This is a genomic window from Ruegeria profundi (genome assembly GCF_020171505.1).
GTDB lineage: Bacteria > Pseudomonadota > Alphaproteobacteria > Rhodobacterales > Rhodobacteraceae > Ruegeria > Ruegeria profundi.
Map to the genome: position 1 here is coordinate 42674 of NZ_JAIUZS010000005.1, position 24478 is coordinate 67151.

Annotated in this window: 24 protein-coding genes, 1 other RNA gene and 1 riboswitch; of the genes, 17 read left to right on the plus strand and 8 right to left on the minus strand. The window is 58.5% G+C overall.

Going from position 1 to position 24478, the window contains the following annotated elements; genetic code table 11:
* Positions 1-121: 121 nt before the first annotated feature.
* A complete protein-coding gene (locus LCM21_RS12665; RefSeq protein ID WP_224890926.1) occupies positions 122-631 on the minus strand; it encodes a c-type cytochrome in 510 nt (169 codons plus the stop codon).
* Positions 632-750: 119 nt separating this feature from the next.
* Between LCM21_RS12665 and LCM21_RS12670 the strand changes: the two genes are divergently transcribed.
* Positions 751-1584: a prephenate dehydratase gene (locus LCM21_RS12670; protein ID WP_224890927.1), complete on the plus strand. Its 834-nt coding sequence runs from the start codon at positions 751-753 to the stop codon at positions 1582-1584.
* Positions 1585-1696: 112 nt separating this feature from the next.
* Here LCM21_RS12670 and LCM21_RS12675 read toward each other — a convergent pair whose 3' ends face one another.
* Both LCM21_RS12675 and nudC read right to left on the minus strand, forming a co-directional pair.
* Positions 1697-2164 carry an SRPBCC family protein gene (locus LCM21_RS12675; RefSeq protein ID WP_224890928.1) on the minus strand — a complete coding sequence of 156 codons (468 nt, stop codon included), beginning with the start codon at positions 2162-2164 and terminating at the stop codon, positions 1697-1699.
* Between the two features lie 37 nt (positions 2165-2201).
* A complete protein-coding gene (nudC, locus tag LCM21_RS12680; RefSeq protein ID WP_224890929.1) occupies positions 2202-3182 on the minus strand; it encodes an NAD(+) diphosphatase in 981 nt (326 codons plus the stop codon).
* A 174-nt stretch (positions 3183-3356) separates the two neighbouring features.
* On the opposite strand from nudC, the gene LCM21_RS12685 reads away from it, so the two are divergent.
* On the plus strand, positions 3357-5237 hold the full coding sequence (locus LCM21_RS12685; RefSeq protein ID WP_224890930.1) for a bifunctional 2',3'-cyclic-nucleotide 2'-phosphodiesterase/3'-nucleotidase: 1881 nt from the start codon (positions 3357-3359) through the stop codon (positions 5235-5237).
* A 39-nt stretch (positions 5238-5276) separates the two neighbouring features.
* Positions 5277-5375, plus strand: an RNA gene (gene ffs, locus LCM21_RS12690) — signal recognition particle sRNA small type.
* A 31-nt stretch (positions 5376-5406) separates the two neighbouring features.
* Here the strand turns inward: ffs and LCM21_RS12695 are convergent.
* Positions 5407-6264, minus strand: coding sequence for an alpha/beta hydrolase family protein (locus LCM21_RS12695; RefSeq protein WP_224890931.1), 858 nt, complete (start codon positions 6262-6264; stop codon positions 5407-5409).
* Between the two features lie 134 nt (positions 6265-6398).
* A riboswitch (cobalamin riboswitch) is annotated at positions 6399-6618 on the plus strand.
* An 81-nt stretch (positions 6619-6699) separates the two neighbouring features.
* Between LCM21_RS12695 and LCM21_RS12700 the strand changes: the two genes are divergently transcribed.
* Positions 6700-7107 carry a hypothetical protein gene (locus tag LCM21_RS12700; protein ID WP_224890932.1) on the plus strand — a complete coding sequence of 136 codons (408 nt, stop codon included), beginning with the start codon at positions 6700-6702 and terminating at the stop codon, positions 7105-7107.
* A 1-nt stretch (position 7108) separates the two neighbouring features.
* Here the strand turns inward: LCM21_RS12700 and LCM21_RS12705 are convergent, their stop codons facing one another.
* Complete coding sequence (locus LCM21_RS12705; RefSeq protein ID WP_224890933.1) at positions 7109-7603, minus strand: protein-tyrosine phosphatase family protein; 495 nt, start codon at positions 7601-7603, stop codon at positions 7109-7111.
* Between the two features lie 134 nt (positions 7604-7737).
* Between LCM21_RS12705 and LCM21_RS12710 the strand changes: the two genes are divergently transcribed.
* The 5 genes from LCM21_RS12710 (at position 7738) to LCM21_RS12730 (ending at position 11843) form a co-directional block, all read left to right on the plus strand.
* Entirely contained in the window at positions 7738-9498 is a 1761-nt protein-coding gene (locus tag LCM21_RS12710) for a DNA polymerase III subunit gamma/tau (protein WP_224890934.1), read from the plus strand.
* Positions 9499-9627: 129 nt separating this feature from the next.
* Complete coding sequence (locus tag LCM21_RS12715; RefSeq protein ID WP_068337214.1) at positions 9628-9972, plus strand: YbaB/EbfC family nucleoid-associated protein; 345 nt, start codon at positions 9628-9630, stop codon at positions 9970-9972.
* 63 nt (positions 9973-10035) lie between these two features.
* On the plus strand, positions 10036-10629 hold the full coding sequence (gene recR / locus LCM21_RS12720) for a recombination mediator RecR (RefSeq protein WP_224890935.1): 594 nt from the start codon (positions 10036-10038) through the stop codon (positions 10627-10629).
* Positions 10630-10701: 72 nt separating this feature from the next.
* Positions 10702-11292 (plus strand): thermonuclease family protein, encoded by a 591-nt coding sequence (locus LCM21_RS12725; protein ID WP_224890936.1) that lies wholly within the window; start codon positions 10702-10704, stop codon positions 11290-11292.
* A gap of 62 nt (positions 11293-11354) precedes the next feature.
* Positions 11355-11843, plus strand: coding sequence for a hypothetical protein (locus LCM21_RS12730; RefSeq protein ID WP_224890937.1), 489 nt, complete (start codon positions 11355-11357; stop codon positions 11841-11843).
* Here the strand turns inward: LCM21_RS12730 and LCM21_RS12735 are convergent.
* Positions 11840-12481 carry a ribonuclease T2 family protein gene (locus tag LCM21_RS12735; protein WP_224890938.1) on the minus strand — a complete coding sequence of 214 codons (642 nt, stop codon included), beginning with the start codon at positions 12479-12481 and terminating at the stop codon, positions 11840-11842. The two genes, LCM21_RS12730 and LCM21_RS12735, sit on opposite strands and share 4 nt — an antisense overlap.
* Before the next feature lie 130 nt (positions 12482-12611).
* Between LCM21_RS12735 and LCM21_RS12740 the strand changes: the two genes are divergently transcribed.
* On the plus strand, positions 12612-13373 hold the full coding sequence (locus LCM21_RS12740) for a DUF1013 domain-containing protein (RefSeq protein ID WP_068337200.1): 762 nt from the start codon (positions 12612-12614) through the stop codon (positions 13371-13373).
* 51 nt (positions 13374-13424) lie between these two features.
* Entirely contained in the window at positions 13425-13817 is a 393-nt protein-coding gene (locus tag LCM21_RS12745; protein WP_224890939.1) for a hypothetical protein, read from the plus strand.
* 38 nt (positions 13818-13855) lie between these two features.
* Here LCM21_RS12745 and LCM21_RS12750 read toward each other — a convergent pair whose 3' ends face one another.
* Both LCM21_RS12750 and LCM21_RS12755 read right to left on the minus strand, forming a co-directional pair.
* Entirely contained in the window at positions 13856-14884 is a 1029-nt protein-coding gene (locus LCM21_RS12750; protein ID WP_224890940.1) for a permease, read from the minus strand.
* On the minus strand, positions 14877-15185 hold the full coding sequence (locus LCM21_RS12755) for an ArsR/SmtB family transcription factor (RefSeq protein WP_068337190.1): 309 nt from the start codon (positions 15183-15185) through the stop codon (positions 14877-14879). Before LCM21_RS12755 ends, LCM21_RS12750 begins: the two co-directional genes overlap by 8 nt.
* Before the next feature lie 133 nt (positions 15186-15318).
* On the opposite strand from LCM21_RS12755, the gene pdxR reads away from it, so the two are divergent.
* The 6 genes from pdxR (at position 15319) to LCM21_RS12785 (ending at position 24424) form a co-directional block, all read left to right on the plus strand.
* The gene (gene pdxR, locus LCM21_RS12760) at positions 15319-16779 is read left to right on the plus strand and encodes a MocR-like pyridoxine biosynthesis transcription factor PdxR (RefSeq protein ID WP_224890941.1); all 1461 of its coding nucleotides are present in this window, start codon (positions 15319-15321) and stop codon (positions 16777-16779) included.
* Positions 16780-16904: 125 nt separating this feature from the next.
* Positions 16905-18677: a sulfoacetaldehyde acetyltransferase gene (gene xsc, locus LCM21_RS12765; RefSeq protein ID WP_224890942.1), complete on the plus strand. Its 1773-nt coding sequence runs from the start codon at positions 16905-16907 to the stop codon at positions 18675-18677.
* Positions 18678-18770: 93 nt separating this feature from the next.
* Positions 18771-19868 carry an acetate/propionate family kinase gene (locus LCM21_RS12770; protein WP_224890943.1) on the plus strand — a complete coding sequence of 366 codons (1098 nt, stop codon included), beginning with the start codon at positions 18771-18773 and terminating at the stop codon, positions 19866-19868.
* Positions 19865-22678: a molybdopterin oxidoreductase family protein gene (locus tag LCM21_RS12775; RefSeq protein ID WP_224890944.1), complete on the plus strand. Its 2814-nt coding sequence runs from the start codon at positions 19865-19867 to the stop codon at positions 22676-22678. Before LCM21_RS12770 ends, LCM21_RS12775 begins: the two co-directional genes overlap by 4 nt.
* Before the next feature lie 109 nt (positions 22679-22787).
* The gene (locus tag LCM21_RS12780; RefSeq protein WP_224890945.1) at positions 22788-23537 is read left to right on the plus strand and encodes a 4Fe-4S dicluster domain-containing protein; all 750 of its coding nucleotides are present in this window, start codon (positions 22788-22790) and stop codon (positions 23535-23537) included.
* Positions 23537-24424, plus strand: coding sequence for a dimethyl sulfoxide reductase anchor subunit family protein (locus LCM21_RS12785; RefSeq protein WP_224890946.1), 888 nt, complete (start codon positions 23537-23539; stop codon positions 24422-24424). The genes LCM21_RS12780 and LCM21_RS12785 overlap by 1 nt, the downstream gene beginning before the upstream one ends.
* Positions 24425-24478: the final 54 nt, after the last annotated feature.

The following is a 24478-nucleotide window of genomic DNA, read 5'->3' on the forward strand; positions in this document are numbered from 1 at the left end:
ATGGCCAGCGCTGTCAGGTTCAAGTTTAGATTGCGTGAACACTTTGTGAAGATGTTATGAGGCAAAAATAAAGCCGCTGCGTAGGGCAGCGGCTTTGAATTTGTTCATTCTGATCACTGGATCAGTTGCCGATGGTCTGCAAATAGGCAATCAGATCAGCGCGATCTTCAGGCTTTTTAAGGCCGGCAAAGCTCATGGATGTACCCGAGATATAGCTGCTGGGCTTGGCCAAGAAAGCATCCAGTGCTTCAGGCGTCCAGTTGCCACCGTGTGCCTGCATCGCAGCCGAATAGCCGGTGAACCCTTTCGCAGATGCCACAGGACGGTCCACAACTGCGTACAGATATGGGCCTGTGCCATTTGCGCCATCGTCCAGCTTGTGGCAGGCCGTGCACTTGCGGAACACCTTTGCGCCGTTATCGGGATCAGCGGCGGCCAGCAAGTCTTCGAAAACGACTTCTTCGGCATCGGCGCTTTCGCCTGCGCTTTCGGTTTCGATGATGTAAGAGGCCGTCTCACCATGGCCGTCCGCATGGTAAAGCACTTCGGCTGCCCATTTTGAAAGAAGCAGGACCAGGAAGGTGCCAAAAAGGCCTGCTGCGGCCTTGGTAACTGTCATCGTGTCGAACATTGATCACTTGTCCATTTCAGCTGTCTTTGGGGTGTCTAAGGCTTCCCCTTACAAGAGGCAAGGTATAGACACCGCGACTAAACGCCCAACCCTAAAACTTTTTGCACGGAATCGACCACATGACCAAACGAATTGCATTTCAGGGAGAACCCGGCGCCTACAGCCACGAGGCCTGCCGCAATGCGCGCCCCGAAATGGAGGCCCTGCCCTGTCGCACGTTCGAAGATGTGATCGAATCAGTGCGGACGGGCGAGGCGGACCTTGCCATGCTGCCGGTCGAAAACACGACTTATGGGCGGGTGGCGGACATTCACCGTCTGCTGCCACATAGCGGGCTTCACATTATCGATGAGGCGTTCGTCCGCGTACATATCAATCTGCTGGCAGTGCCAGGTGCCACCCTGGCTGACATCACCGAGGCACACTCGCATCTGGTATTGCTGCCGCAATGCGCGGGTTTTCTGAAAGAACACAACATACGCGGCCGAGTCAGCCCCGACAACGCCCGTGCCGCGCGTGAGGTCTCAGAACAGGGAGACCTGCATTCGGCGGCGCTGGCCAGCGAACTGGCAGGCGAAATCTATGGGTTGAACGTATTGGCCCGTCACATCGAGGACCAAGACAACAACACAACCCGTTTTCTGATCATGTCACGGGAAACGGACCTATCCCGGCGTGGTCCACATGGCATGATCACCAGCTTTGTCTTTCAGGTGCGCAACATCCCCGCCGCATTGTATAAAGCGCTGGGTGGGTTTGCCACCAACGGCATCAACATGACCAAGCTGGAAAGCTACATGGTCGATGGCTCATTCACCGCGACACAGTTTTACGCAGATATCGTAGGCCATCCCGATGACCACAATGTACAATTGGCGATGGAAGAATTGCAGCATTTTACCACCAATGTCGAAGTACTGGGTGTATACCCCGCAGCGCAACCGCGCGGTTGACCCGCACGACGGGTCACTTCGGTGAATATTTTTTCGACACAGCATCGGTGATCTCGGCTTCGCGTCGCAAGAAATGCCTACGCTTTCCTGCGCCCTTCCAACTTTGCGGCGCTCACGACCCGTGGCGATGACGCTCTTCCATTTCACGTGCAAATTCGCTGAGCCGCATCTGGAACCGGCGACGAAAGCGGGCTTGCCCCAGCTTCAGCGATTGAAGGAACAGCCGCGCTGGCAAAGACTTGGCAGCCAGCGACATTTCAACACTCATACGAGTGCGCCGCTGCGATAGGGCCAGAAATTCGACGAGTGTCATACCTTTCATGCCCTTGCTTGTCGCCTGGAACCGCATCAGCGATGGCGGGTCGCATTCGTCCATTTCAATCGCAATATGACGGGGCTTTCCACGCAGTTTAAACTGCGTCTCCCACCGGGTTCCCGGGACGACACCCATATGCCCTGTCAGACGCCGCACTTCGATCCCGCGGCGCATTGCCATGCGTTCGAACCGCTCGAAATCGGCGACCATTTCGAACACGGCATTGATCGGGGCTTCGATATCTTCGCGTGCTGTAAACTGCATGGCGGCTCGTGTTTTTCGTTCTTTACTCAGTATTTTGTCAGTCCAGCGTGTCCGCAAGCCAGTTTTGCAACAGGAAATGCGCGATGGCCCCTTTTCGCGCAGGCAGCAGCGTCGGATGCTCGCCCGCGAAGACCTGCATCATCTCGGGCTTACTGACCCATATCGCGTCTTCGATTTCGACCGGATCAATGGTGATCTCGCGCGATAGTGCTTCGCCGGCACAACCAAACATCAAAGACGCGGGAAATGGCCACGGCTGGCTGGAGAGGTAGCTGACCGCACCGACCGGCACACCTGCCTCTTCCATCACCTCACGCCGGACTGCCGCCTCAAGCGTTTCGCCGGGCTCGACAAAACCGGCCAGCAGCGAATACATCCCTTCGGGCCATCCCGGCGATCGCCCGATCAGAACCGAATCCCCATGGGTGATCAACATGATGACCACCGGATCGGTCCGCGGGAAATGTTGCGCGCCACAGACCGGGCAACTGCGCTGCCATCCGGCCTGCGATACCTCGCTGGGCGCGCCGCACCGCGCGCAGAACCTGTGCGTCTCATGCCAGCCGATAACCGCTTTGGCTGCTGCCGCCAATTCTGCCTCTCGGGCAGACAGCCGGGTCATAATCCGGCGCAGTTCAGCAAAGACATAGCCTTGGGGCAAGTCCGGGTGTTGCTGTTCTGACGGATCGACAAAGCCGCCAACCTGCGACATGTCCATCCCGTCGGGTGACCATTCCGATATATCCTGAGCGAACACCGGATCACCATCGGAAAGACCCAGAAACACCGGCTCTTCAATACTGCCACCCGGTCCATTCTTGACCAGATCGTGATCCATTGGCACGAGGCCCAGACGGTCCAGCGCCTCGCCCTGAACCAGCGGCTTGCCACGCCAGAGCAGAAGGCAGCGCGCCTGTGGATGGGCTTGGGCCTGCGCCAGTTTGTCAAGATCGCCCCGTATCTGCGCCGCGCGATCAAGGCCTGAACTGCCAAACGTCACAAGTTCCGCGTGTTTCATAATAAGTCCTTCGGGTAGTCGGCACGGGGGTGCCACGGCTGACCCCATGTTGCAATGGCAATTCTTGCACCGGAACACCCCAGGCTGCCGGATGATCGCAGACATACCTTACAAGTTGCACATATTATACTTTTTGGAGAATATGGCGCACATACAACATCCAGAAGTAGAAGCTTGACTCACTCCCCCCGACCACCGAACGCCCCGCTGAAGATACGGATTCTTGCAACCTCCGATCTTCACATGAACCTGTGCGGCTTTGACTATTACTCAGACACACCTGACCCGTCGATCGGTTTCACCCGCACGGCACACCTGATCCGTGATGCCCGGCAAGAAGCCGAGGCGCAGGGCGCCATGGTTCTGCTGTTTGACAACGGGGATTCGCTGCAAGGTACGCCGCTTGGGGAATGGGCGGTACAACCGGAAAACGCGCCTCATATCCTGATGCGTGCGTTTGGCGATCTTGGTTATGACGCCATTGGGCTGGGCAACCACGACTTCAGTTTCGGCTTGAATACGCTCGACCAAGTGATCGCGGCCTCAGGCTGCCCGGTGATTTGCAGCAATGCGCACCGGCTGGATGCGAGCCCGTCGTGGAAGGGACACACCATCGTCACCAAAACGGGTCTGTACAAGGATCAGCCAGTTTCGCTGAGAGTCGGTGTTTTTTCGGTTCTTCCGCCACAGACTGCGAAATGGGAAGCGCATAAGCTGGGGAAAATGGTTGTCATGGACGGGATTTTGGCATGCGCCGCAGAAAAGGTCGCGGATCTTAAAAGCCTGGGCTGTGATCTGATCATCGCCCTTGCGCATACAGGTATTGGCCCCACGAAAGGGGACTCCGACCTAGAAAATGCCATCATACCGCTGGCCGCCCTTGATGGGATTGATGCCTTGATCGCAGGACATTCGCACCTGACGTTGCCCGGAAAGGCACATGACGGTTTTGCGCATGTCGATGCGAAACAGGGGAAGGTACATGGAAAGCCGGTCGTGATGCCCGGAGCGGCCGGCGCAAATCTTGGGTTGGTTGATCTGGAATTGAACAGGTTTGAGGGCAGCGAATGGCGCGTGCGGTACAGCCATGTCGAACTGCGGTCGGTATGCCCTTCAAAATCCGGCGCGTCGCCCGCGCCCGTCGCAAAAGACCCGGTGTTGAGGCAACTTTTCGCCCCCGGTCACTTGGAAACCCGGCGACGCACCGCACAACATATCGGTCAGACCGATCGTCACCTGCACAGCTATTTCAGCTTTTGCGCCCCGGACAGGGGTCTTGTTCTGACGGCGGCTGCACAAGCGGCAGCGGTCAGGCCCTATTTGCAGACGACACCGTTTGCAGGTTTGCCGGTTCTGTCTGCGGCCGCGCCGTCCAAGGTCGGAGGACGCGCCGGTCCGCGATATTTCACTGACATACCAGCTGGTCAGATATGTGTGCGCCACGTGAACGATCTATGTATCTTTCCCAATGAATTGCGGGCCGTATTGGTTAACGGAAAACAGGTCACGGATTGGCTGGAAATGTCCGCGAGTGTTTTTAATCGCATTCAACCCGGCCAGCACGCCGATATGATCAACACAAACCGGGCCGGGTACAATTTTGACGTTCTGCAGGGTCTGACCTATCGGATCGACCTTTCGCAACCCGCACGTTTTGACTTGGCAGGGCATCTGATTTCCCCCTCTCACCGACGTATTCGAAACATTTGTTTTAAGGGGCAGCCATTGACCGCTGATCAGCGGTTTGTGGTTGCGTCGAACAATCATCGCGCCAATGGCGGTGGCCATTTCCGATTCATGGAAGCGGCAGAGCTCATAACCCTGCCACCCTTGCTTGTTCAACGCGCCCTGCAGGATTATCTAGCTGGCTCTTTGTCGCGCGACCCGCTCGAGGCTGCCCCCTACCCGTTTACCTTTGTGCCCGTGCAGGGTGCGACAAGCCTGCTTCGGACAAGTCCAAAAGCACAAGCTCATATCGCGGAACTGGATAGTTTTGACCCTCAAGTCATCGGAACCGATGATGAGGGTTTTTTGCTTATCCGATTGACGCTCTGACGGGTTGTGTTTCGCTAGAAGTTTGCCTATATCCCTGCGTGAGAGGTTGGCGCGGGCGAGCGCCTCGCCAACCTGGTCAGGTCCGGAAGGAAGCAGCCACAACGAGCCCCGCTTGGGTCGATGTCCAACCTCTCACTTCATCCTCGCCATTTCTCTGTGCGCGTCCGGCCTAGGCAATCAATCGCGGCCAGACTGCGGCGTTGCGACGGGCAAAAGCTCCGATATGTCCTACCTTGGGCAATCCAAGCTTAGCCGGAGACAATACATGCCGGCGCGCTTTGGGTCCGAAAAGACCGGCCAACCGCCAAACCGCCTTTGGCGGCACTACATCGTCATCGTCGAATGTAAAAAGATCCACGGATGTGTCTGGCGGCGCTTCGCGAGCGTCGGGCAGGGTCACCCCGATTTCGGGCAGATAGTTGCGCGGTGCGGTACTCCATCCGCGCCACTGCCAATACACTGACGCGGGCAAATCTGACCCGAAACCCAGCGCCTTGCCCGGTAAATAGCCCAGTGCTTTTACGGCCAATGGGGCATGACCGTACCAGAACAGCAAGGCAAGGCCGCGGTACGGCCACGGGTGATCCGACACTGTGACCAACCCGGAACAGACACAAATCATACGGTCAATCTGATCCAGATCGGATTGAATCGGCCCCAACATTCCACCGATGGAATGGCCAATGCTCCATTGCTGCGCATCGGGAAATCGCTTTCGCATTTCGGCGCGTGCTGCGGGCATATCTGTCAAAGCCCAGTCCGCCATCGTGGCCCGCGCCGCCTTTAGCGGACCGTTCCGCGAATGGCCAAAGTCGCTGTAATCATAGGTCAGGCAGGCCATGCCCTGCTCAGCAACCAGCCAGCGCGCAAAATGTTGGTAGTAGTCCCGAGGCACGCCGGTTGCCCCGTGAATGACGACGGCCGTTCGGGGCGTGTCTATCGGAAGATATAGCCGAGCCGACAATTCGGTTTCACCTGACGGAATCAGAAAATCTTCGGTCAGCACGGCTTGTTCGGTATCCAGCATCCTACCCTCTATCTGAACCAATCAGTTCACCGGATGTATCCGCATGGATTGCCGGGCCAAGTCAATCGGGTTTCAACATGACCCCACGTACCCTCACCAAACCAAGAGGTCGCTTGACTCAAGCCACACTGACCCGCTAGCGATGGGCTGATGGTTCTTGCCCCGGACCCCGGGGCGGGATGAAAAGGGAACACGGTGCGGTCCTGCCCGTGAAATCGGAACGGACCAAGGCCGAGACTGCCCCCGCAACTGTAAGCGGTGAGCAATGCCGAAACGCCACTGGCCGCAAGGTTGGGAAGGTCGGCAACGCGATGACCCGCAAGTCAGGAGACCTGCCATCGAAACAAAATCGAAACTCGGGCGGGGCGCCCGGACAGGTCATCAAGACGGTGTCACACCTGATCCATGCCCCGGTCCATGCGCGGAGGGCGCGGTATGATCTGGAAGACAAAGACACACCAATTCTCAGCAACCGTGTGTCAGAAAACCGGCAAACCCTGTCCGGCACTGGCGCAGATGGCGCGCTCGGTCGTGCGGGCGGTTGAGACCGCGGTCCCGGCGACGACCCCTGATTTTGAATTCGACGGCAACAGTGAGCTTTCCCATTGCCCGCAAGGCTGCGTCGCACGGTTCAGAGCGCAAAAAGACCTTATCCGTATTTATTGCGGGGCCACCGAAGATGCGCCTCTCGAAGTGCTGGAGACATTTGCGGACATGATGTTTGGCCCGGACACGGCCACGCGTCCGGCCGGAATGCTGACCACTCCGCCCTGCGCGATGCTGGAAGTCACGACCCTTGCGACAGACCCTGTCGTTACGATGGACCGGCAAATGGCGCTCTGACCTAGTGGCCTATCACGGGCCGGGCCGCCCATTGCATCTGGCTATCGGTTTCGACGGCGCATTTGCGCACAGCACGCAACCGTTTTAACGCGGTGTCCGGGCTCTCTCCGTGTTCGACCATGAGGCGCAGAACGATCATACCAGAGCGGCCGCAGCCTCCGCGGCAATGCACCAGCACCCGCCCCCCACAGGATAGGATACGCGACACTGTTGCGCCTATATCGGCCCAAGCCGTATCAATCGGCGGCGTCGGAGTGCCAAAATCTTCAATTGGCAAGTGCACCCACCTGACACCATTTGCACGCAGATCGTCCCCCAATCTGATCGCGCCTTCTTGCAGCATTTCATCCGTCGTAGTTACCGAGATCACAAGACCAGGCCGCCAATCGCGGATAGCAACGAAATCCCGTGCGTATCCATCGCCGCAGCCGGGCAGCGGCGACAAGGCAACAGTACCGTTTCCAACGTGAACTGGGTGGATGTCAAACCTGTGCACCGCGTCCCCTCTTTCATCTGTGCTTCTACGGTGCACAAACATTCTTGCAAACGAATTTTCATCCTAGGTGGCTGTGGACGCGGGGCGCGGGGGTCTCTACGCTGCGGTCCTGAACCGAATCCGACAGAGCAGACATGAACGACACGCCCAGCCCCGCCTATCAGGTTCTTGCCCGCAAATACCGCCCGGAAACTTTTGCTGACCTTGTGGGTCAGGACGCGATGGTGCGTACGCTGAAAAACGCGTTCGAGGCTGATCGGATCGCGCAAGCTTTTATCATGACCGGTATTCGCGGAACCGGAAAAACCACCACGGCGCGGATCATCGCCAAAGGCATGAACTGCATCGGTCCGGATGGTCAAGGCAAGCCGACAACCGAACCATGTGGTCAGTGCGAGCATTGCGTTGCCATCATGGAAGGCCGCCATGTCGACGTGATGGAAATGGACGCCGCCAGCCGAACTGGCGTGAACGATATTCGCGAGATCATCGACAGCGTCCGCTATCGCGCCGCCAGCGCACGCTACAAGATCTATATCATCGACGAAGTTCACATGCTTTCGACGAGTGCGTTCAACGCGCTGCTCAAAACGCTTGAGGAACCACCCGAGCATGTGAAGTTCATCTTCGCCACAACCGAAATTCGCAAGGTGCCAGTGACGGTCTTGTCGCGTTGCCAGCGATTTGATCTGCGCCGGATTGAGCCCGAAGACATGATCGGCCTGCTCAGCAAGATCGCGGCGGCCGAAAACGCTCAGATTGCGGATGACGCCCTGGCCCTTATTACGCGTGCTGCTGAAGGATCGGCGCGGGATGCAACCTCTTTGCTGGATCAGGCAATTTCACACGGGGCGGGTGAAACCAGTGCAGACCAGGTGCGCGCTATGCTGGGCCTGGCCGATCGTGGGCGCGTGCTGGACCTGATGGACATGATCTTGCGTGGTGATGCGGCGGCGGCGCTGACCGAATTGGGGGCGCAATATGCCGAAGGCGCAGATCCTCTGGCCGTGCTGCGCGATCTTGCGGAAATCACCCACTGGGTGTCCGTGGTTAAGATCACGCCGGACGCAGCGGAAGACCCGACAGTCTCACCGGACGAGCGCGCGCGCGGTCAACAAATGGCCGAGGCACTGCCAATGCGCGTCCTGACCCGGATGTGGCAGATGCTGCTGAAAGCGCTTGAAGAGGTCTCGGCTGCGCCAAACGCCATGATGGCGGCTGAGATGGCCGTGATCCGTCTGACCCATGTGGCTGACCTGCCCAGCCCCGAAGAACTGATCAAGCGCTTGCAGGATGCGCCACCTCCGCCGCCCAATGGTGGACCCGGCGGTGGAGCGGCTGCGCCGTCGCAACCTGCCGCGCACACTCGGACGCCGGTGGCATCGTCCTACACAAGCCCAATGCGCGGAGGGGCCGGCGCACCAAGCGCCGCTTTGGCGCAGGACGCGCAAACCGCACTGGCACGTTACCCGACCTTTGATCACGTGGTCGATCTGATCCGCGCCAACCGCGATGGCGTCCTGCTGGACGAGGTCAAACGCGCGTTGAGGCTGGTCGCCTACCAGCCCGGACGCATCGAATTCCAGCCGACCGAACGTGCCTCTCCGCAATTGGCGCAGCGTTTAGGGACAGCCCTGCAACGGTGGACAGGCAATCGCTGGGCGGTCACGGTCGTCAACGAAGGCGGTGGGGAGACGATCTACGAAAAGGAAAACGCGGCAGAGGAAGCGTTGAAAGCCGAGGCGCGTGCACATCCTTTGGTGCAGGCTGTTTTGGCCCAATTCCCCAAGGCGCGGATCAAAAGCATCGAAACACCGGAACAGCGCAAGGCCAAGGTCGAAACCGAAGCGCTGCCCGAGGTCGAAGACGAGTGGGACCCGTTTGAAGAAGACTAGGCATACCCGGACCCGACGGGAAGAAAGGTTTTGCAAAAGACCGTGACGACGGGCGGGAGCCTCTGTGCCCTTGTGCGGCGCGGATGCCGCCCGTATTTAAGCGACAAACCGATTTGTAGGAGAAAAGCGATGCTCAAAGGACTCGGCGGTCTTGGCGACATGGCCAAGATGATGAAATCCGCCCAGGATTTGCAGACAAAGATGGCAGAAATGCAGGAAGAGCTGAACACCATCACGGTTGTCGGCGAATCCGGTGCTGGGCTAGTCAAGGCCACAGCCACTGCGAAGGGTGAGTTAAAGGGTCTGGACATCGATCCGTCGATCTTCAACGGCGACGAAAAAGAAGTCGTCGAAGACCTGATCCTTGCCGCCATCAAGGACGCGCAGACCAAAGCTGCTGAGCGCGCGCAGGCTGAAATGGCCAAGCTGACTGAAAGCATGGGCCTGCCCGCAGACATCAAGCTGCCGTTCTGATAGACACTCCTGACGGATTATCGGCCGGGCACCCTGCCCGGCCCATTTGCAGGAGCACGCGCCGTGAGTTCGAACAGCGACATCGACAACCTGATCGACCTGATGGCCAAGCTGCCGGGCCTCGGCCCCCGCTCGGCCCGTCGCGCGGTGCTGCACCTGATCCGCAAACGTGCCCTGCTGCTGACCCCGCTGTCCGACGCGATGCAGCAGGTCGCAGCCACCGCGCGTGAGTGCCTGAACTGCGGCAATATCGGCACCACCGATATCTGTGACATCTGCGACAGCGAGGCTCGCGCGACCGGAGAGCTGTGCGTGGTCGAGGATGTCGCCGACCTCTGGGCGATGGAGCGCGCGGGCGTGTTCAAAGGCCGCTATCACGTTCTGGGCGGAACCCTGTCCGCTTTGGACGGCGTCGGCCCGGACGATCTCCGAATCCCCCGCCTTAAAGATCGGGTCACGGCCGAAGGGATCACCGAGGTCATCCTGGCCCTGAACGCCACCATCGACGGTCAGACCACCGCCCACTACATCGCGGATCAGTTAGAGGGGCAGGTCCGCCTGACCTCACTGGCGCAGGGTGTGCCGATTGGAGGTGAGCTGGACTATCTGGATGACGGGACGATTACAGCGGCGCTCAGGGCGCGGAAGGAACTTTAGGCTAAGACACGCAACGCTTTCGAGTTCTTTATAGAGTTTACTTCAAAGCCATTCATCAATTAGCATCTTTATGTGTTACTCAAGTCAATCGAAGTAGCCATTCAGATGTTAAAAAAATTACTGGACGCTTTATTCGGCTTGTCGAACCAAAGAGCGAGCGCCGCACATTTCGAGCCTCGAACTCCTAAAGCCATTAAACGGGACTATTCGCGCGTTTCCGAACCAGCCGCTGTTTCGAAACTGCCAACAGCCAGAACCATAAAGGGTATGTGCTACGTCATAGATGGTGATACAATCGTGATCAGCGGAACCAAGATTAGGATCGCAGGGATCGACGCGCCCGAGCTAGAACATCCGTGGGGCAAAAAATCAAAATTTGCTCTGATCAGCATGTGTAAAGGCACGCTTGTCACTGCTTTCATTAGAGAAGAGATTTCTTATGACAGGATCGTCGCAAAGTGCCTGCTTCCAGACGGCACGGACGTTGCCGCAGAGCTCGTGAAGCAAGGGCTTGCGCTAGACTGGCCAATATTCTCAGGTGGTGAATATACCCATCTGGAACCACATGACGCGCGGAAAAGACTATGGCGTGCTGCTGCGCGTCAAAAAGGCCACATGAACGCTTTTCGATCTGAAGTGAAGCCGAGACGAAATCAAGACTAAAGCCAAGTCATGCTATGAACCGCTATTGGAGGAATTCGAATGTCTAAAATTTGGACCACCCAATGACCCGCCTATTCGCCCTCATCTTCGCCGCCTTCACTGCAACCGCCGCCCTGTCTCAAGAACTCATCGACAAGGGATTTGTCGAAGGCTGGAACATCATGATGGACCCCGCGCTTGGCAATGGGTGCTTGATCCAGACAGTTTATCAGGACCTTTCGGTGGTGCGTATCGGCTATGACGCGCTGGACAATCGCGGGTATTTCGCCGTTTACAACAAGGCTTGGGGCGATATCGAGCACGGCGAAAGCTATCCGATCCGGTTCGAACTGGACAGTAAGAGCTATGCCGCTACTGCCATTGGATTTAATCAGGGCCGTGTGCCCGGCGCGACCGTGTTCTTCACCGACCGACGTTTCGTCGACGTCATTGCGCAGAACAGGACGATGACCGTTTACAACTCCACAGGTGACGTGGTGATGGCGATTGACCTCAAGGGCACCGCCAAGGCGTTGGATTACGCTCGCGAATGCCAAACCCGAACGCTTTAACGAATCGGATCGAACAGCGCGTCTTTGGCTGCGCAATCCTTGATCACGTCGCGGCCACAAGGCACAGGCTCAAGGTCGCGCGATAGGCACAGCCTGACCTCTTCGATATAGCCTTGTTTGCAGGTGACGGTGATCATGTCGCGCTCCAGCGCGGGATTGGCTTTCAGAAACGCCTCTTCCACCACTGAAGCAGGCAGCTTGACCGACGAATCCAGCTGACGGAAAACCTCAGGGCGTTCGACCTGCGCATAAGCCTTTCGCGACAACTCAAAGTAATCCGCTGCGGACAGGCCCGAACAGGTGCCATGTTTCTTCCACTGGTGCCATGAAAGACCCGGCGAGCCCTGAATATCCGCCATTTCGCGCGTCATCGCACGCGACGGGGGCGCCTCGGGCGTGCGGCAGAAGGCAGGCCAACCCTGGTGATATTGCGGCCAAAGACCGTGCAGAATCCAGCCGTGGTCGTGCCGCGCATCGCATTGGTCTGACCCGCGCGCATCGCCTTCGCGCGCGCACCAGTTGGGCGACCAGCTGAGCGACAGAACGTAGTAGTCAAACTCTCCCGCCTTTTCGCCTTCGGCAAGCACAGTTACAGTGCCAAACACCCACAGAACCAGTCCTAGAATAGGCCGCAGCATTCGCCTCTTTCCTTCTTGCCCTGCCGCGACTATATAGACCCGAAGTTCCCCGACAACGGAAACCTGCCCCAAGATCACGGGGCCGCCGAATTCCGGCGACGGGACAGATGTATTTATAGGAGACGGGCTGATGGCAAAACCGCTTATGGCCAAGGCAACAGCCGTATGGCTGGTGGACAATACAACGATCAGCTTCAAGCAGATCGCTGATTTTGTAGGAATGCACGAGCTTGAAGTGCAGGGTATCGCCGATGGCGATGTGGCCGCTGGCGTGAAAGGGTTCGACCCGATTGCCAACAACCAGCTGACCCAGGATGAGATCGACGCCGCGCAGAACAATCCGCTGCACAAGCTGAAGCTCAAGTTCAACCCGGCCGCCTCGGGCGAGGAAAAGCGCCGCGGCCCGCGGTATACGCCGCTGTCGAAACGTCAGGACCGCCCGAACTCGATCCTGTGGCTGGTCAAGTTCCACCCCGAACTCAGCGACGGTCAGATCGCAAAGCTGGTTGGCACCACCAAACCGACCATCCAGTCGATCCGTGAGCGTACGCACTGGAACATCGCCAACATGCAGCCCATCGACCCGGTTGCATTGGGTCTGTGTAAACAGTCCGAGCTGGATGCGATCGTTCAGAAAGCCGCCGCCAAGAAAGCTGCCGAAGGTGGCGTCATGAGCGATGACGAGCGCCGCAAGCTGGTTTCGACCGAGCAGTCGTTGGAAATGGACGCCGCGCCGAAGATTCCGACAGCCATCGAAGGGCTGGAAACGTTCTCGCTGTCCGACGAACCTGCGGAAGAAAAAGAGGACGAGCCGATCCTCGACGCCGACAGCTTCTTCAATCTGCCAAAAGGCGGAGCCGAGGAAGAAGACGAAGACGATCAGCGCGCCTGATGCTCAGAAAGCCCCGGCCCGTAAAGGCTGGGGTGTTTTCGTGGGGAACCCATGCTGACCATCCTGTCCAAGATCTTTGGCCCGCACCGCGCTGTATCAATCTATGCGTTTCTGAAAACCTGGGGTTTGCTGGTGTTGGCGGTCATCGGCACCATCTCGATTGCAACGGCGCTTTTGGTGCTGAATGACGATGGCACGCATGAACATGAGGCGTATCTGACCGTTCCGGTTCTTTCAGCGACGCCTGTGAATGGGGATCTGAAATTCGGTGTCATTGCCTCCGTTCAGCTTCCAGATGGCTCGGCCATCTCGATCAACGAACCCAAAGAGCATATTGCACGAACCGTTGGTACCACTGCATGCGTGGAAAAACGCGTGTTCGTCGAAAGCGGAGAACCACGGTACCGCTTTAAACAGCCGAGCCTCTGCGAGGCCAACCAATAAGCAAAACCGCCCGGAGGCATCTCCGGGCGGTTTTTCCTTTAGATCATCTGGAAAAGAATACCGGCAATGATCGCCCCGGTGACACCCAGACCCAGATAGGTTGCAAAGACCTTGGGTTTGACCAACGACCAGACTGCGGCCATGGCCGGGATCGAGCTGACGGCACCTGCGATCATGAATGACATTGCTGCACCTGCGCTCATCCCCTGTTCTGTTAGACCGGCCAAGAGTGGCGGCGCAACGTATGAGTTCAGATAGGCGGGCATCCCGACCAGCGCGGCGATTACAATGGGCATGACCCCTTCGCCGCCCACCACGTTGGCAATCATGTCAGCCGGAACGTAGTTGACCAGCAACGCCTCGAGCACATAGGCCAAGGCCAGCCATTTCAGCAGGAACAGACCGTTATGCACGAACTCAGCGCGGAACCGCTGACGACGGTCGGGTTCTTGCCAGAACCTCCAAACCGGTTTGTCATCCTGCTTGGGCCCACACCCGCAGCAGCTAGCCGGTTTATACTCGCGCAGAGGCGCGGAAAAAGCGCCCGATCGCATCAGGCCGCGCACGACGAAGCCGCCGAACAAACCCAGCGCGACCGCCGCGACGGCTTTACCGATCGCAAAGGGCCATCCAAGAGCGCCCGCAGTGATCAGCAATGTCGGCGGGTCAATCAAGGGTGAGCTAAGCCAAAACGCCATCACGGCAGAAAGCGGCGCACCCAGCGCCAGCAGACCAGCGATGAACGGAATGACCTCGCAGGAACAGAACGGGGCCAATCCACCAAAGACGGCGGCAAGGAAAATCATCCGAGTCTCGCGCCCCTCAAACGCCCGCGCGACCATGACCTCGGCCCCTGTTGCCTTGAGATAGGACAGCAGCAGAACAGCAAACAGTATGTACTGGCCGGTATGGGCCAATGCCTTGCCGGCAAAGGTAACGACCTCAATCCAGTTGCCGGGGTCCAAAAGCGCGACGGCTATCAGGATCGCGACGATCAGCGCCCATGGGGTTTTGATCAGTTCAAGCGCCTTTACAGGCACTTTGGGGTTTTGCGTCAATTCAGCCATCGTTCGCGGCCTTTCCCACTTCGTCCGCGCAGCATTCCGCAAGGATGAACTGCGCCAGATTTCTCAGCTCGTCATAGCAGGCCCGATTGATCGTGCTGCGCCCGGCCTTCTCTTGTTCGACCACCCCACCAGCGGCCAGAAACCGGAGGTGATGCGCCAGTGTCGACGGCGCGATTCCCGTCCGTTCCTGTATTTCACCAACTGTCAGCCCAGCCTGCCCAGCCCGGACCAGAGTCCTTAGAACCTTCAACCGGGCCTCTGATCCCATGGCCGAAAATCCTGCTGCCGCGGTTTCCCACATTCGCTTACTCCATTAAACTAGTTTTCTAGTTATTTAATGTAATCGAATTTCTCAGTCAATCACCTGACGCAGGATTTATCGAAAGGGCATAAGTCCAGATTGCCCACCCCGTAAGTCCAAACTATAAAGGCTCATGGCAATATCGGTCGATACATTCTTTCTTGAGCTCAACGGGCAAGGCACTCTGCAAGCCCAAATCCAGCAGATGATTGCCGAGGGCATTCTGTCCGGGCGTTTTCACGTCGGTGAAAAGCTACCTTCGTCGCGCAAACTGGCCGCCCATCTGGGGGTAAGTCGCATCACGGTGACGCTGGCATATACGGAATTGCTTGCCAATGACTACCTCACGGCAAAAGGGCGGTCGGGGTATTTTGTTTCGCAGAACGCACCGGTACCGCCCAAATACACGCCTGTCCAGCGCGGGACGGAAACAGTTGACTGGGACGCTGCCCTTGCCCGTCGATTTTCGGGCGGGGATGTGCTTGCGAAACCGGCCGACTGGCGCAGCTATCGCTATCCCTTCATCTACGGTCAGGCCGACCAGTCGCTGTTCGACCACGCCAACTGGCGCCTGTGCGCCGTGCGTGCGCTTGGGCACAAAGAGTTCGATACCCTGACCGCCGACTATGTCGATCAGGATGATCCCCTGCTGGTTGAGTTCATCGCCCGCCACACCTTGCCCCGCCGCGGCATAGCCGCCCGCCCCGAAGAGATTCTGATCACCATGGGGGCGCAGAATGCGCTATGGCTGGCCTCTCGAATCTTGCTGAGCCGCAATCGGACTGCCGTGATCGAAGATCCCTGCTATTATGCCCTCCGCAGTCTGTTAGACCCTTGGGATTGCATCGTGACCGCCCTGCCCGTTGACCGAGATGGATTGCCGCCTGATGCTTTGCCAGACAGCACCGATGTCATTTTCACGACCCCCAGCCATCAATGCCCCACAACCGCAACAATGCCCGTTGACCGCCGGACCAAGCTGCTGGAGCGCGCACGGGACCTGGATGCAATCGTGGTCGAAGACGATTATGAATTCGAGATGGCCTTTCTGGGTGCCCCTTCTCCTGCGCTGAAGTCGATGGACCGGGATGGCCGCGTGATCTATGTTGGCAGCTTTTCGAAATCAATCTTTCCCGGATTGCGCTTGGGATACATGGTCGGGTCCGAACCGTTCATCCGCGAAGCGCGCGCGCTGCGTTCCCTGGTGCTGCGTCACCCGCCGGGCCATATTCAGCGCACAACAGCCTATTTCCTGTCGTTGGGCCACTACGACGCGCAAATCAGGCGCATGTCTAAGGCGCTGGCACAGCGGCGCGAGGCATTGGACACAGCAATAGAGGAACACGGTCTGACCGTCGCCGGACGGGGGATCATGGGCGGCTCGTCCCTGTGGATGTCAGTGCCTGACCATGTCGACACAACGCAATTGGCCCATACCCTGCAGGGCCAGAGTGTCCATATAGAACCCGGGGCGTCTTTCTTTGCTGGGTTGGACAAACCAAAGAATTTCTACCGCCTTGGCTATTCCTCAATCCGGCAGGATCGGATCGATCCGGGCGTCAAGCTGATCGCTGATGCCATACGCGCAAGCTAACACCAGACTGGACCTAATCCGCCACCCGTTCTGGCCCTAACGCAGCTCCTTCCCTTACGCCAAAACCGTAGGCAAAGGCAGCGCAAACCGCCCCGCCGTTCCACTTATTCTCGGAGATCGCTCAGATGAAGATGACCACAGAAGAAGCCTTTGTGAAGGTTTTGCAGATGCACGGTATCGAGCACGCCTTTGGCATCATCGGCTCGGCCATGATGCCGATATCGGACCTGTTCCCGAAGGCCGGCATCATGTTCTGGGATTGCGCGCACGAAGGCAGCGCCGGAATGATGGCCGACGGTTACACCCGCGCGACCGGCAAGATGTCGATGATGATCGCGCAGAATGGCCCCGGCATCACCAACTTCGTGACGGCCGTGAAAACCGCGTACTGGAACCACACCCCGCTGTTGCTGGTCACCCCGCAGGCGGCGAACAAGACTATCGGACAAGGTGGCTTCCAGGAAGTCGAGCAGATGAAGTTGTTCGAAGACATGGTTGCCTATCAGGAAGAGGTCCGCGATCCGACCCGCGTCTGCGAGGTTCTGAACCGCGTGATCATGCAGGCCAAACGTGCAAGTGCCCCGGCCCAGTTGAATATACCGCGTGACATGTGGACTCAGGTCATCGATGTCGAACTGCCTGCCATTGTCGAGTTCGAACGCCCCTCGGGCGGTGAGACCGCCGTTGCGCAAGCCGCCGAACTGCTGTCGAACGCCAAGAACCCCGTCATCCTGAACGGAGCGGGCGTGGTTCTGTCCGAAGGCGGGATCGAGGCATCAAAAGCTTTGGCCGAGCGTCTGGACGCACCGGTCTGCGTTGGCTACCAGCACAACGACGCGTTCCCCGGCTCGCACCCTCTGTTTGCTGGACCACTGGGCTATAACGGCTCGAAGGCCGGGATGGAGCTGATTAGCGAAGCCGATGTGGTTCTGTGTTTGGGCACCCGTTTGAACCCGTTCTCAACTCTGCCTGGATACGGCATGGAATATTGGCCAGCCGATGCCAAGATCATTCAGGTTGACATCAACCCCGATCGTATCGGCCTGACCAAGAAGGTCACGGTCGGTATTATCGGGGACGCGGCCAAAGTGGCCAAGGGCATTCTGGCCCAGCTCAGCGACACCGCCGGTGATGAAGGCCGCGCGGACCGCAAGGCAAAGATCGCGCAGAAGAAATCTGCCTGGGCTCAGCAGCTTTCCAGCATGGATCACGAAGACGACGACCCCGGCACCACCTGGAATGAACGCGCCCGCGCGGCCAAGCCCGACTGGATGAGCCCCCGCATGGCATGGCGCGCAATACAGGCGGCCCTGCCGAAAGAGGCCATCATAAGCTCGGACATCGGCAACAACTGCGCCATCGGCAACGCCTATCCATCCTTTGATGACGGCCGGAAGTACCTTGCGCCCGGCCTGTTCGGCCCCTGCGGTTACGGCTTGCCCGCCATCGTCGGTGCCAAGATCGGCTGTCCGGATGTGCCGGTCGTGGGCTTTGCCGGTGACGGCGCGTTTGGCATCGCTGTAAACGAACTGACCGCCATCGGCCGCGAGGAATGGCCCGCCGTGACACAGGTGGTTTTCCGCAACTACCAATGGGGCGCGGAAAAGCGCAACTCGACCCTCTGGTTCGACGACAACTTCGTGGGAACCGAGCTGGACACCAAGGTATCCTATGCCGGCATCGCGCAGGCCTGTGGCCTCAAGGGTGTCGTCGCCCGCACCATGGACGAAATGACCGCAGCGCTGAAACAGGCGATCGAAGATCAGAAGAATGGCACGACAACCCTAATTGAAGTCATGATCAATCAGGAATTGGGTGAGCCGTTCCGCCGCGACGCGATGAAAAAGCCAGTTGCAGTCGCCGGAGTCGACGCGGCAGATATGGCACCGCAACATTGAACGGTCAGGCAAGCCTATGCTTGCCTGCTTCCACAACAGGAGCCTTTGATTGACCGAAACCGGACCTATGCACAAACTGACGTGCCGGGATCTATGATCCTTGTCGTCAATGCAGGATCGTCCTCGATCAAGGTTGAGCTTTTCAAGCTTGACCTTACCTCGGCCCTGTCCGCTGCGGTTACGGAAATCGGCGGTGCCGCGCGGCTGAAACTTGGCGACATCACCGCCAGTGTCGAAGCACCCGACCACGCGGTAGCTCTGACTAAAGTGTTAGAGGCGTTGGAGGAGCAAGGTATCAGCCTGTCAGACCTCAGCGCAGCCGGTCACCGCGTGGTCCATGGCGGCACCGAACTGACGCAGCCAACACGGCTGACGCAAACCGTGCTGGATCAGATCGCCGCCTGCATTCCATTGGCCCCGCTGCACAACCCCCACAACCTGACGGCCATCCAAAGTCTGGCGAACAAAATGCCCGACCTGCGGCAGTTCGCATGTTTCGACACGGCCTTTCACGCCAGCAACCCTACCGTCGCGACGACATACGCCCTGCCCGAACAAGCCCGCTCGCTCGGCTTGCGACGCAGTGGGTTTCATGGGCTCAGCTATGCGGCACTGGTTGAACACTTTGGTGATGCGTTGCCGTCGCGTTTACTTGCATTCCACTTGGGAAACGGGGCCAGCCTGTGCGCCATTCTCAATGGGAAAAGCATGGCAACCAGTATGGGCTATTCCCCGCTGGACGGGTTAACAATGGGCACCCGCAGCGGCGCCATTGATGGCATGGCGGTTTTGCGGCTGGTTCAGGAATATGGGCTGGAACAGACCGACAAGATACTCAACACGCAAAGTGGGTTGAGGGGGCTGGCCGGTACAAATGACATGGCCGAACTTCTAAGCCGCGACGACGACGCGGCACGCTTTGCGGTTGATCACTTCTGTTACTGGGCCGCACGCCACGCCGGAAGCGCAATTGTCGCGATGGGCGGGCTGGATGCGGTCGCTTTCACCGGGGGCATCGGTGAAAATGCGGAACTCATCCGACACAACATCATGCAACACCTGTCCTTTTTTGGGCAGGTCCCCAATCATGTTGTGCCCGCCGATGAAGAAAAGCAGATTGCACGCGATACGCTGCGCCTGTTGAATGCAGAGGCACCGCAACGGGACACACACCGGAGAGCCAGCACGTGAGCCAGCAACCAGACCTTGATCTTTCGCCGAAAGTCTCTGACGAAGTTCGGCAGACCACCTGCTACATGTGCGCCTGCCGCTGCGGGATAAACGTGCATATGAAAGACGGTAAAGTCGCCTATATCGAGGGCAACCGCGACCACCCGGTGAACAAAGGCGTTCTGTGCGCTAAGGGTAGCGCAGGGATCATGCAGGTCAACGCACCGTCGCGCTTGCGCAAACCACTGCGGCGCGTCGGTCCGCGTGGATCAGGTGAGTTCCGCGAAATCGAGTGGGACGAAGCGATCAGCACCGCAGTCGGTTGGCTGAACGAGTTGCACGAGACTGCTCCGCAAAAGCTGGCGTTCTTTACGGGGCGGGATCAGAGCCAAAGCTTCACGTCCTTCTGGGCACAGAATTTCGGCACGCCGAACTACGCGGCGCATGGCGGGTTCTGCTCGGTCAACATGGCGGCGGGCGGTATCTATACTATGGGCGGCGCGTTTTGGGAATTTGGCCAACCGGATTGGGATCACACCAAGCTGTTCATGCTGTTCGGCGTGGCCGAGGACCATGACAGCAACCCGATTAAGATGGGTATTGGCAAGATCAAGGCGCGCGGCGCGCGGGTGATTGGGGTAAATCCGATCCGGTCGGGCTATAACGCCGTTGCTGATGACTGGGTCGGGATCACGCCGGGCACCGATGGGTTGTTCATCCTGTCGCTGATCTACGTCCTGATGAAGGCAGGTAAGATCGATCTGGACTACCTCAGCCGCTACACCAACGCGCCAGTTCTGGTGAATACTACCGAGGGGCCTGAGAAGGGCCTGTTCCTGCGCAACGCCGACGGCAAGCCTTTGGTCATCGACCGCACCACCGGTAAGCCGGCCGCTTTCGACAAACCGGGCGTCCGGCCCGATCTGTCGGCGACCTACGAAAAGGACGGCATCACCCACCGCCCGGTCTTCCACCTGATGGCCGAGAAGTACCTGACCGACGACCACGCGCCCGAAGCCGTGGCCGAACGCTGCGGCATTTCCGCCAAGCGCATTCGCGCCATCGCAGCCGAGATAGCCCGCGTCGCCTTTGACGAGGCCATCGAGCTGGACCACGAATGGACCGATTTCCGGGGCGAGAGACATGCGAAGATGATCGGCCGCCCGGTCAGCTTTCACGCCATGCGTGGCATCTCGGCCCATGCCAACGGCTTCCAGACGTGCCGCGCCCTGCACGTGTTGCAAATCCTGCTGGGGACGGTCGAGGTTCCAGGCGGATTCCGCTTTAAACCGCCCTATCCGAAACCGGTCGAGGCACACCCCACCCCGCATGGCGATCGCCGACCGGGACGCCCATTAGAGGGCCCGCACCTCGGCTTTCCACGCGGCCCCGAGGATTTGCTGCTCAACGAGGACGGCACCGCCCAGCGCATTGATAAGGCGTTTACCTGGGAAAACCCGATGTCGGCCCACGGCCTGATGCATATGGTGATCTCGAACGCCGCGGCAGGAGATCCGTACAAAATCGACACGCTGTTCATGTACATGGCGAACATGTCGTGGAACTCCTCCATGAACACCAAGGGCGTGATGGAGATGCTGACCACCCGAAACGAGGATGGAAAATATGTTATCCCACGCATAATCTATTCTGATGCATATTCCTCGGAAATGGTTGCCTATGCGGACCTGATCCTGCCTGACACGACCTATCTGGAACGTCACGACTGTATCTCGTTGCTGGATCGTCCGATCTGCGAGGCCGACGCCGCAGCCGACGCGATCCGCTGGCCCGTCGTAGAACCCGACCGAGACGTACGTGGTTTTCAGTCGGTGCTGATCGAACTGGCCAACCGCATGAGCCTGCCCGGTTTCACCAACGCGGACGGTACACCCAAGTGGAAGGACTACGCCGATTACATCGTCAACCACGAGCGTAAACCGGGTATCGGACCTTTGGCCGGGTTTCGCGGCAACGGTGACAAGGTCGGGCGTGGTGAGGTCAACCCAGACCAGCTAAACCGCTACATCGAAAACGGCGGCTTCTTCGTCTCGCATATCCCGAAAGGTGCGGATTACTACAAACCCTGGAACACGGCCTATCAGGACTGGGCAGTGGGTATGGGGCTGTATGACAGCCCCCAGCCTTACCTGTTTCAGCTCTACTCGGAACCTATGCGCAAGTTTCAACTGGCCGCCGAGGGGTATGGCGACTGCCAACCCCCCGATCATCTGCGCCAACGGGTTCAACACGCAATGGACCCGCTGCCCATCTGGTATGAAACCGATCAGCAGGGCAACGAAGGCTTTACGGTTAACGCCCTGACCCAGCGACCAATGGCTATGTATCACAGTTGGGGCACTCAGAACGCATGGCTGCGCCAGTTGCATGGCCGCAACCCGCTATACGTACCAACCAAGCTGATGCGCGAACACGGGCTGAAGGATGGCGACTGGGCCAAGGTTACGTCCCCGCACGGAGAGATCACAGTACCCGTCATGGAAATGGCCGCTTTGAACGAGAACACCGTTTGGACATGGAACGCCATCGGCAAACGCAAAGGCGCGTGGGCATTGCAAGAGGATGCACCGGAAGCCACCAAAGGCTTTTTGCTGAACCACCTAATTCACGAATTGCTGCCACCAAAAGGGGATGGGATGCGATGGGCCAATTCTGACCCGGTGACCGGTCAGGCCGCGTGGTTCGACCTGAAAGTCAAAATCGAAAAAGCCGAAGCCCCCAGCGATGCCGAAAGCCAGCCCGAATTTGCCCCTATAAAATCCCCAGTAGGCACCGGTCCGAAAGATCTTGCATGGAAGGTTGGCAAATGACCCGGATCCGCCCTTCATCTGGCCAAAAATATCCCGGGGGTGAATTGAGCCGCAGGCTCAAGAGGGGGCTGGCCCCCTCCCCCGCCTACCACAGCCGAGGTTCCCTGATATGACCCAGCTTCCCGAATCCACCAACCGTAAAATGGGACTGGTCATCGACCTTGACACTTGCGTCGGCTGCCATGCCTGCGTCATCTCATGCAAAGGCTGGAATACCGAGAACTACGGCGCGCCGCTGTCCGATCAGGATGCATATGGGGCAAACCCATCGGGTACTTTCCTGAACCGTGTGCACTCATACGAGGTGCAGCCAAAAGACGGACCTGCCCAGCTTATCCATTTCCCCAAATCCTGCCTGCATTGCGAGGACGCGCCATGCGTGACTGTCTGCCCTACCGGCGCCAGCTACAAGCGCGTTGAAGACGGCATTGTCCTCGTGAATGAAAGCGACTGCATCGGCTGTGGCCTTTGCGCGTGGTCCTGCCCGTATGGAGCGCGCGAAATGGACATGGCCGAAGGGGTGATGAAGAAATGCACGCTGTGTGTTGACCGCATCTACAACGAAAACCTGCCGGAAGTAGACCGCGTGCCTTCCTGTGTGCGCACTTGCCCGGCCGGTGCCCGCCATTTCGGCGACCTTGGTGATCCCGACAGCGACGTCAGCAAACTGGTGGCCGAACGCGAAGGCATGGACCTGATGCCGGAAATGGGCACCAAACCCGTCAACAAATACCTGCCACCGCGGCCAAAAGATCAGATCGAGGACCAGATCGACATTCTGGCCCCGCTTCTGGCCCCCGTCGCCGACGAGCCCAAGGGCTTTCTGGGCTGGCTGGACAAGACATTGGAGAAGCTCTGATGCACCCGGCCCCTTCCGTCATCCTATTTACCACCTTGTCTGGTCTCGGCTTTGGACTGCTGTTTTTCCTGGGCCTCGGCATGCCGGACGTCACGGGCTGGGTGGCTTTCGTTTTCTACCTGATCGCCTATGGGCTCTCCGTCTGCGGCCTTCTGGCTTCGACATTTCATCTGGGTCATCCCGAACGCGCATGGAAAGCGTTCACGCAGTGGCGATCAAGCTGGCTCAGCCGCGAAGGCTGGTGCGCCGTCATTGCGCTGCTGGTTATGGGGCTTTACGCGATCGGCGCCGTATTCTTCGGGCAGCGCTGGGGCGGTCTTGGCGTCCTCGGCGCGGCGTTTTCACTGGCGACGGTTTTTACAACCTCGATGATCTATACCCAGCTAAAGACGATCCCGAGGTGGAACATGAACCTGACGCCGGCCATGTTCCTAAGCTTCAGCCTTGCCGGAGGAGCCCTCTTGGCAGGGCAAATCACTCTGGCCATACCGCTTTTGTCGATCGCTGCTGCGGTTCAGGTGCTATATTGGCGGAAGGGAGACAATGCGCTAAAGCAGTCCGGCACCGATCTGGGAACTGCTACCGGGCTTGGTTCGCGCGGCAATGTCCGTGCATTCGAGCCACCACATACAGGCACGAATTACTTACTTCGCGAATTCGTTTACGTGGTCGGTCGCAAACATGCCGAAAAACTGCGCTTGATAGCGTTCAGCCTGGCTTTCGGTCTTCCGCTGCTTTTAATCGTGCCGCCGGTTGAAAGCACCGCAGTAAAACACGTTTTGGCCCTTCTGGCTGTCCTTTCACATCTTGCCGGGGTCGCCACGTCTCGGTGGTTGTTCTTTGCGCAGGCCGAGCATGTGGTCGGGTTGTACTATGGCAAACGCTGACCGGAAAAGATCTTATGGGATTTTTTTCTCTGACCCTGTCACAAACCCGGTGCC

Bases quoted from the DNA above. Each gene is read 5' to 3' on its own strand.
- LCM21_RS12665 (WP_224890926.1), bottom strand. From the start codon at position 631: ATGTTCGACACGATGACAGTTACCAAGGCCGCAGCAGGCCTTTTTGGC.
- LCM21_RS12670 (WP_224890927.1), top strand. From the start codon at position 751: ATGACCAAACGAATTGCATTTCAGGGAGAACCCGGCGCCTACAGCCAC.
- LCM21_RS12675 (WP_224890928.1), bottom strand. From the start codon at position 2,164: ATGCAGTTTACAGCACGCGAAGATATCGAAGCCCCGATCAATGCCGTG.
- nudC (WP_224890929.1), bottom strand. From the start codon at position 3,182: ATGAAACACGCGGAACTTGTGACGTTTGGCAGTTCAGGCCTTGATCGC.
- LCM21_RS12695 (WP_224890931.1), bottom strand. From the start codon at position 6,264: ATGCTGGATACCGAACAAGCCGTGCTGACCGAAGATTTTCTGATTCCG.
- LCM21_RS12700 (WP_224890932.1), top strand. From the start codon at position 6,700: ATGATCTGGAAGACAAAGACACACCAATTCTCAGCAACCGTGTGTCAG.
- LCM21_RS12710 (WP_224890934.1), top strand. From the start codon at position 7,738: ATGAACGACACGCCCAGCCCCGCCTATCAGGTTCTTGCCCGCAAATAC.
- LCM21_RS12715 (WP_068337214.1), top strand. From the start codon at position 9,628: ATGCTCAAAGGACTCGGCGGTCTTGGCGACATGGCCAAGATGATGAAA.
- LCM21_RS12730 (WP_224890937.1), top strand. From the start codon at position 11,355: ATGACCCGCCTATTCGCCCTCATCTTCGCCGCCTTCACTGCAACCGCC.
- LCM21_RS12735 (WP_224890938.1), bottom strand. From the start codon at position 12,481: ATGCTGCGGCCTATTCTAGGACTGGTTCTGTGGGTGTTTGGCACTGTA.
- LCM21_RS12740 (WP_068337200.1), top strand. From the start codon at position 12,612: ATGGCAAAACCGCTTATGGCCAAGGCAACAGCCGTATGGCTGGTGGAC.
- LCM21_RS12745 (WP_224890939.1), top strand. From the start codon at position 13,425: ATGCTGACCATCCTGTCCAAGATCTTTGGCCCGCACCGCGCTGTATCA.
- LCM21_RS12750 (WP_224890940.1), bottom strand. From the start codon at position 14,884: ATGGCTGAATTGACGCAAAACCCCAAAGTGCCTGTAAAGGCGCTTGAA.
- LCM21_RS12755 (WP_068337190.1), bottom strand. From the start codon at position 15,185: ATGTGGGAAACCGCGGCAGCAGGATTTTCGGCCATGGGATCAGAGGCC.
- pdxR (WP_224890941.1), top strand. From the start codon at position 15,319: ATGGCAATATCGGTCGATACATTCTTTCTTGAGCTCAACGGGCAAGGC.
- xsc (WP_224890942.1), top strand. From the start codon at position 16,905: ATGAAGATGACCACAGAAGAAGCCTTTGTGAAGGTTTTGCAGATGCAC.
- LCM21_RS12770 (WP_224890943.1), top strand. From the start codon at position 18,771: ATGATCCTTGTCGTCAATGCAGGATCGTCCTCGATCAAGGTTGAGCTT.
- LCM21_RS12780 (WP_224890945.1), top strand. From the start codon at position 22,788: ATGACCCAGCTTCCCGAATCCACCAACCGTAAAATGGGACTGGTCATC.
- LCM21_RS12785 (WP_224890946.1), top strand. From the start codon at position 23,537: ATGCACCCGGCCCCTTCCGTCATCCTATTTACCACCTTGTCTGGTCTC.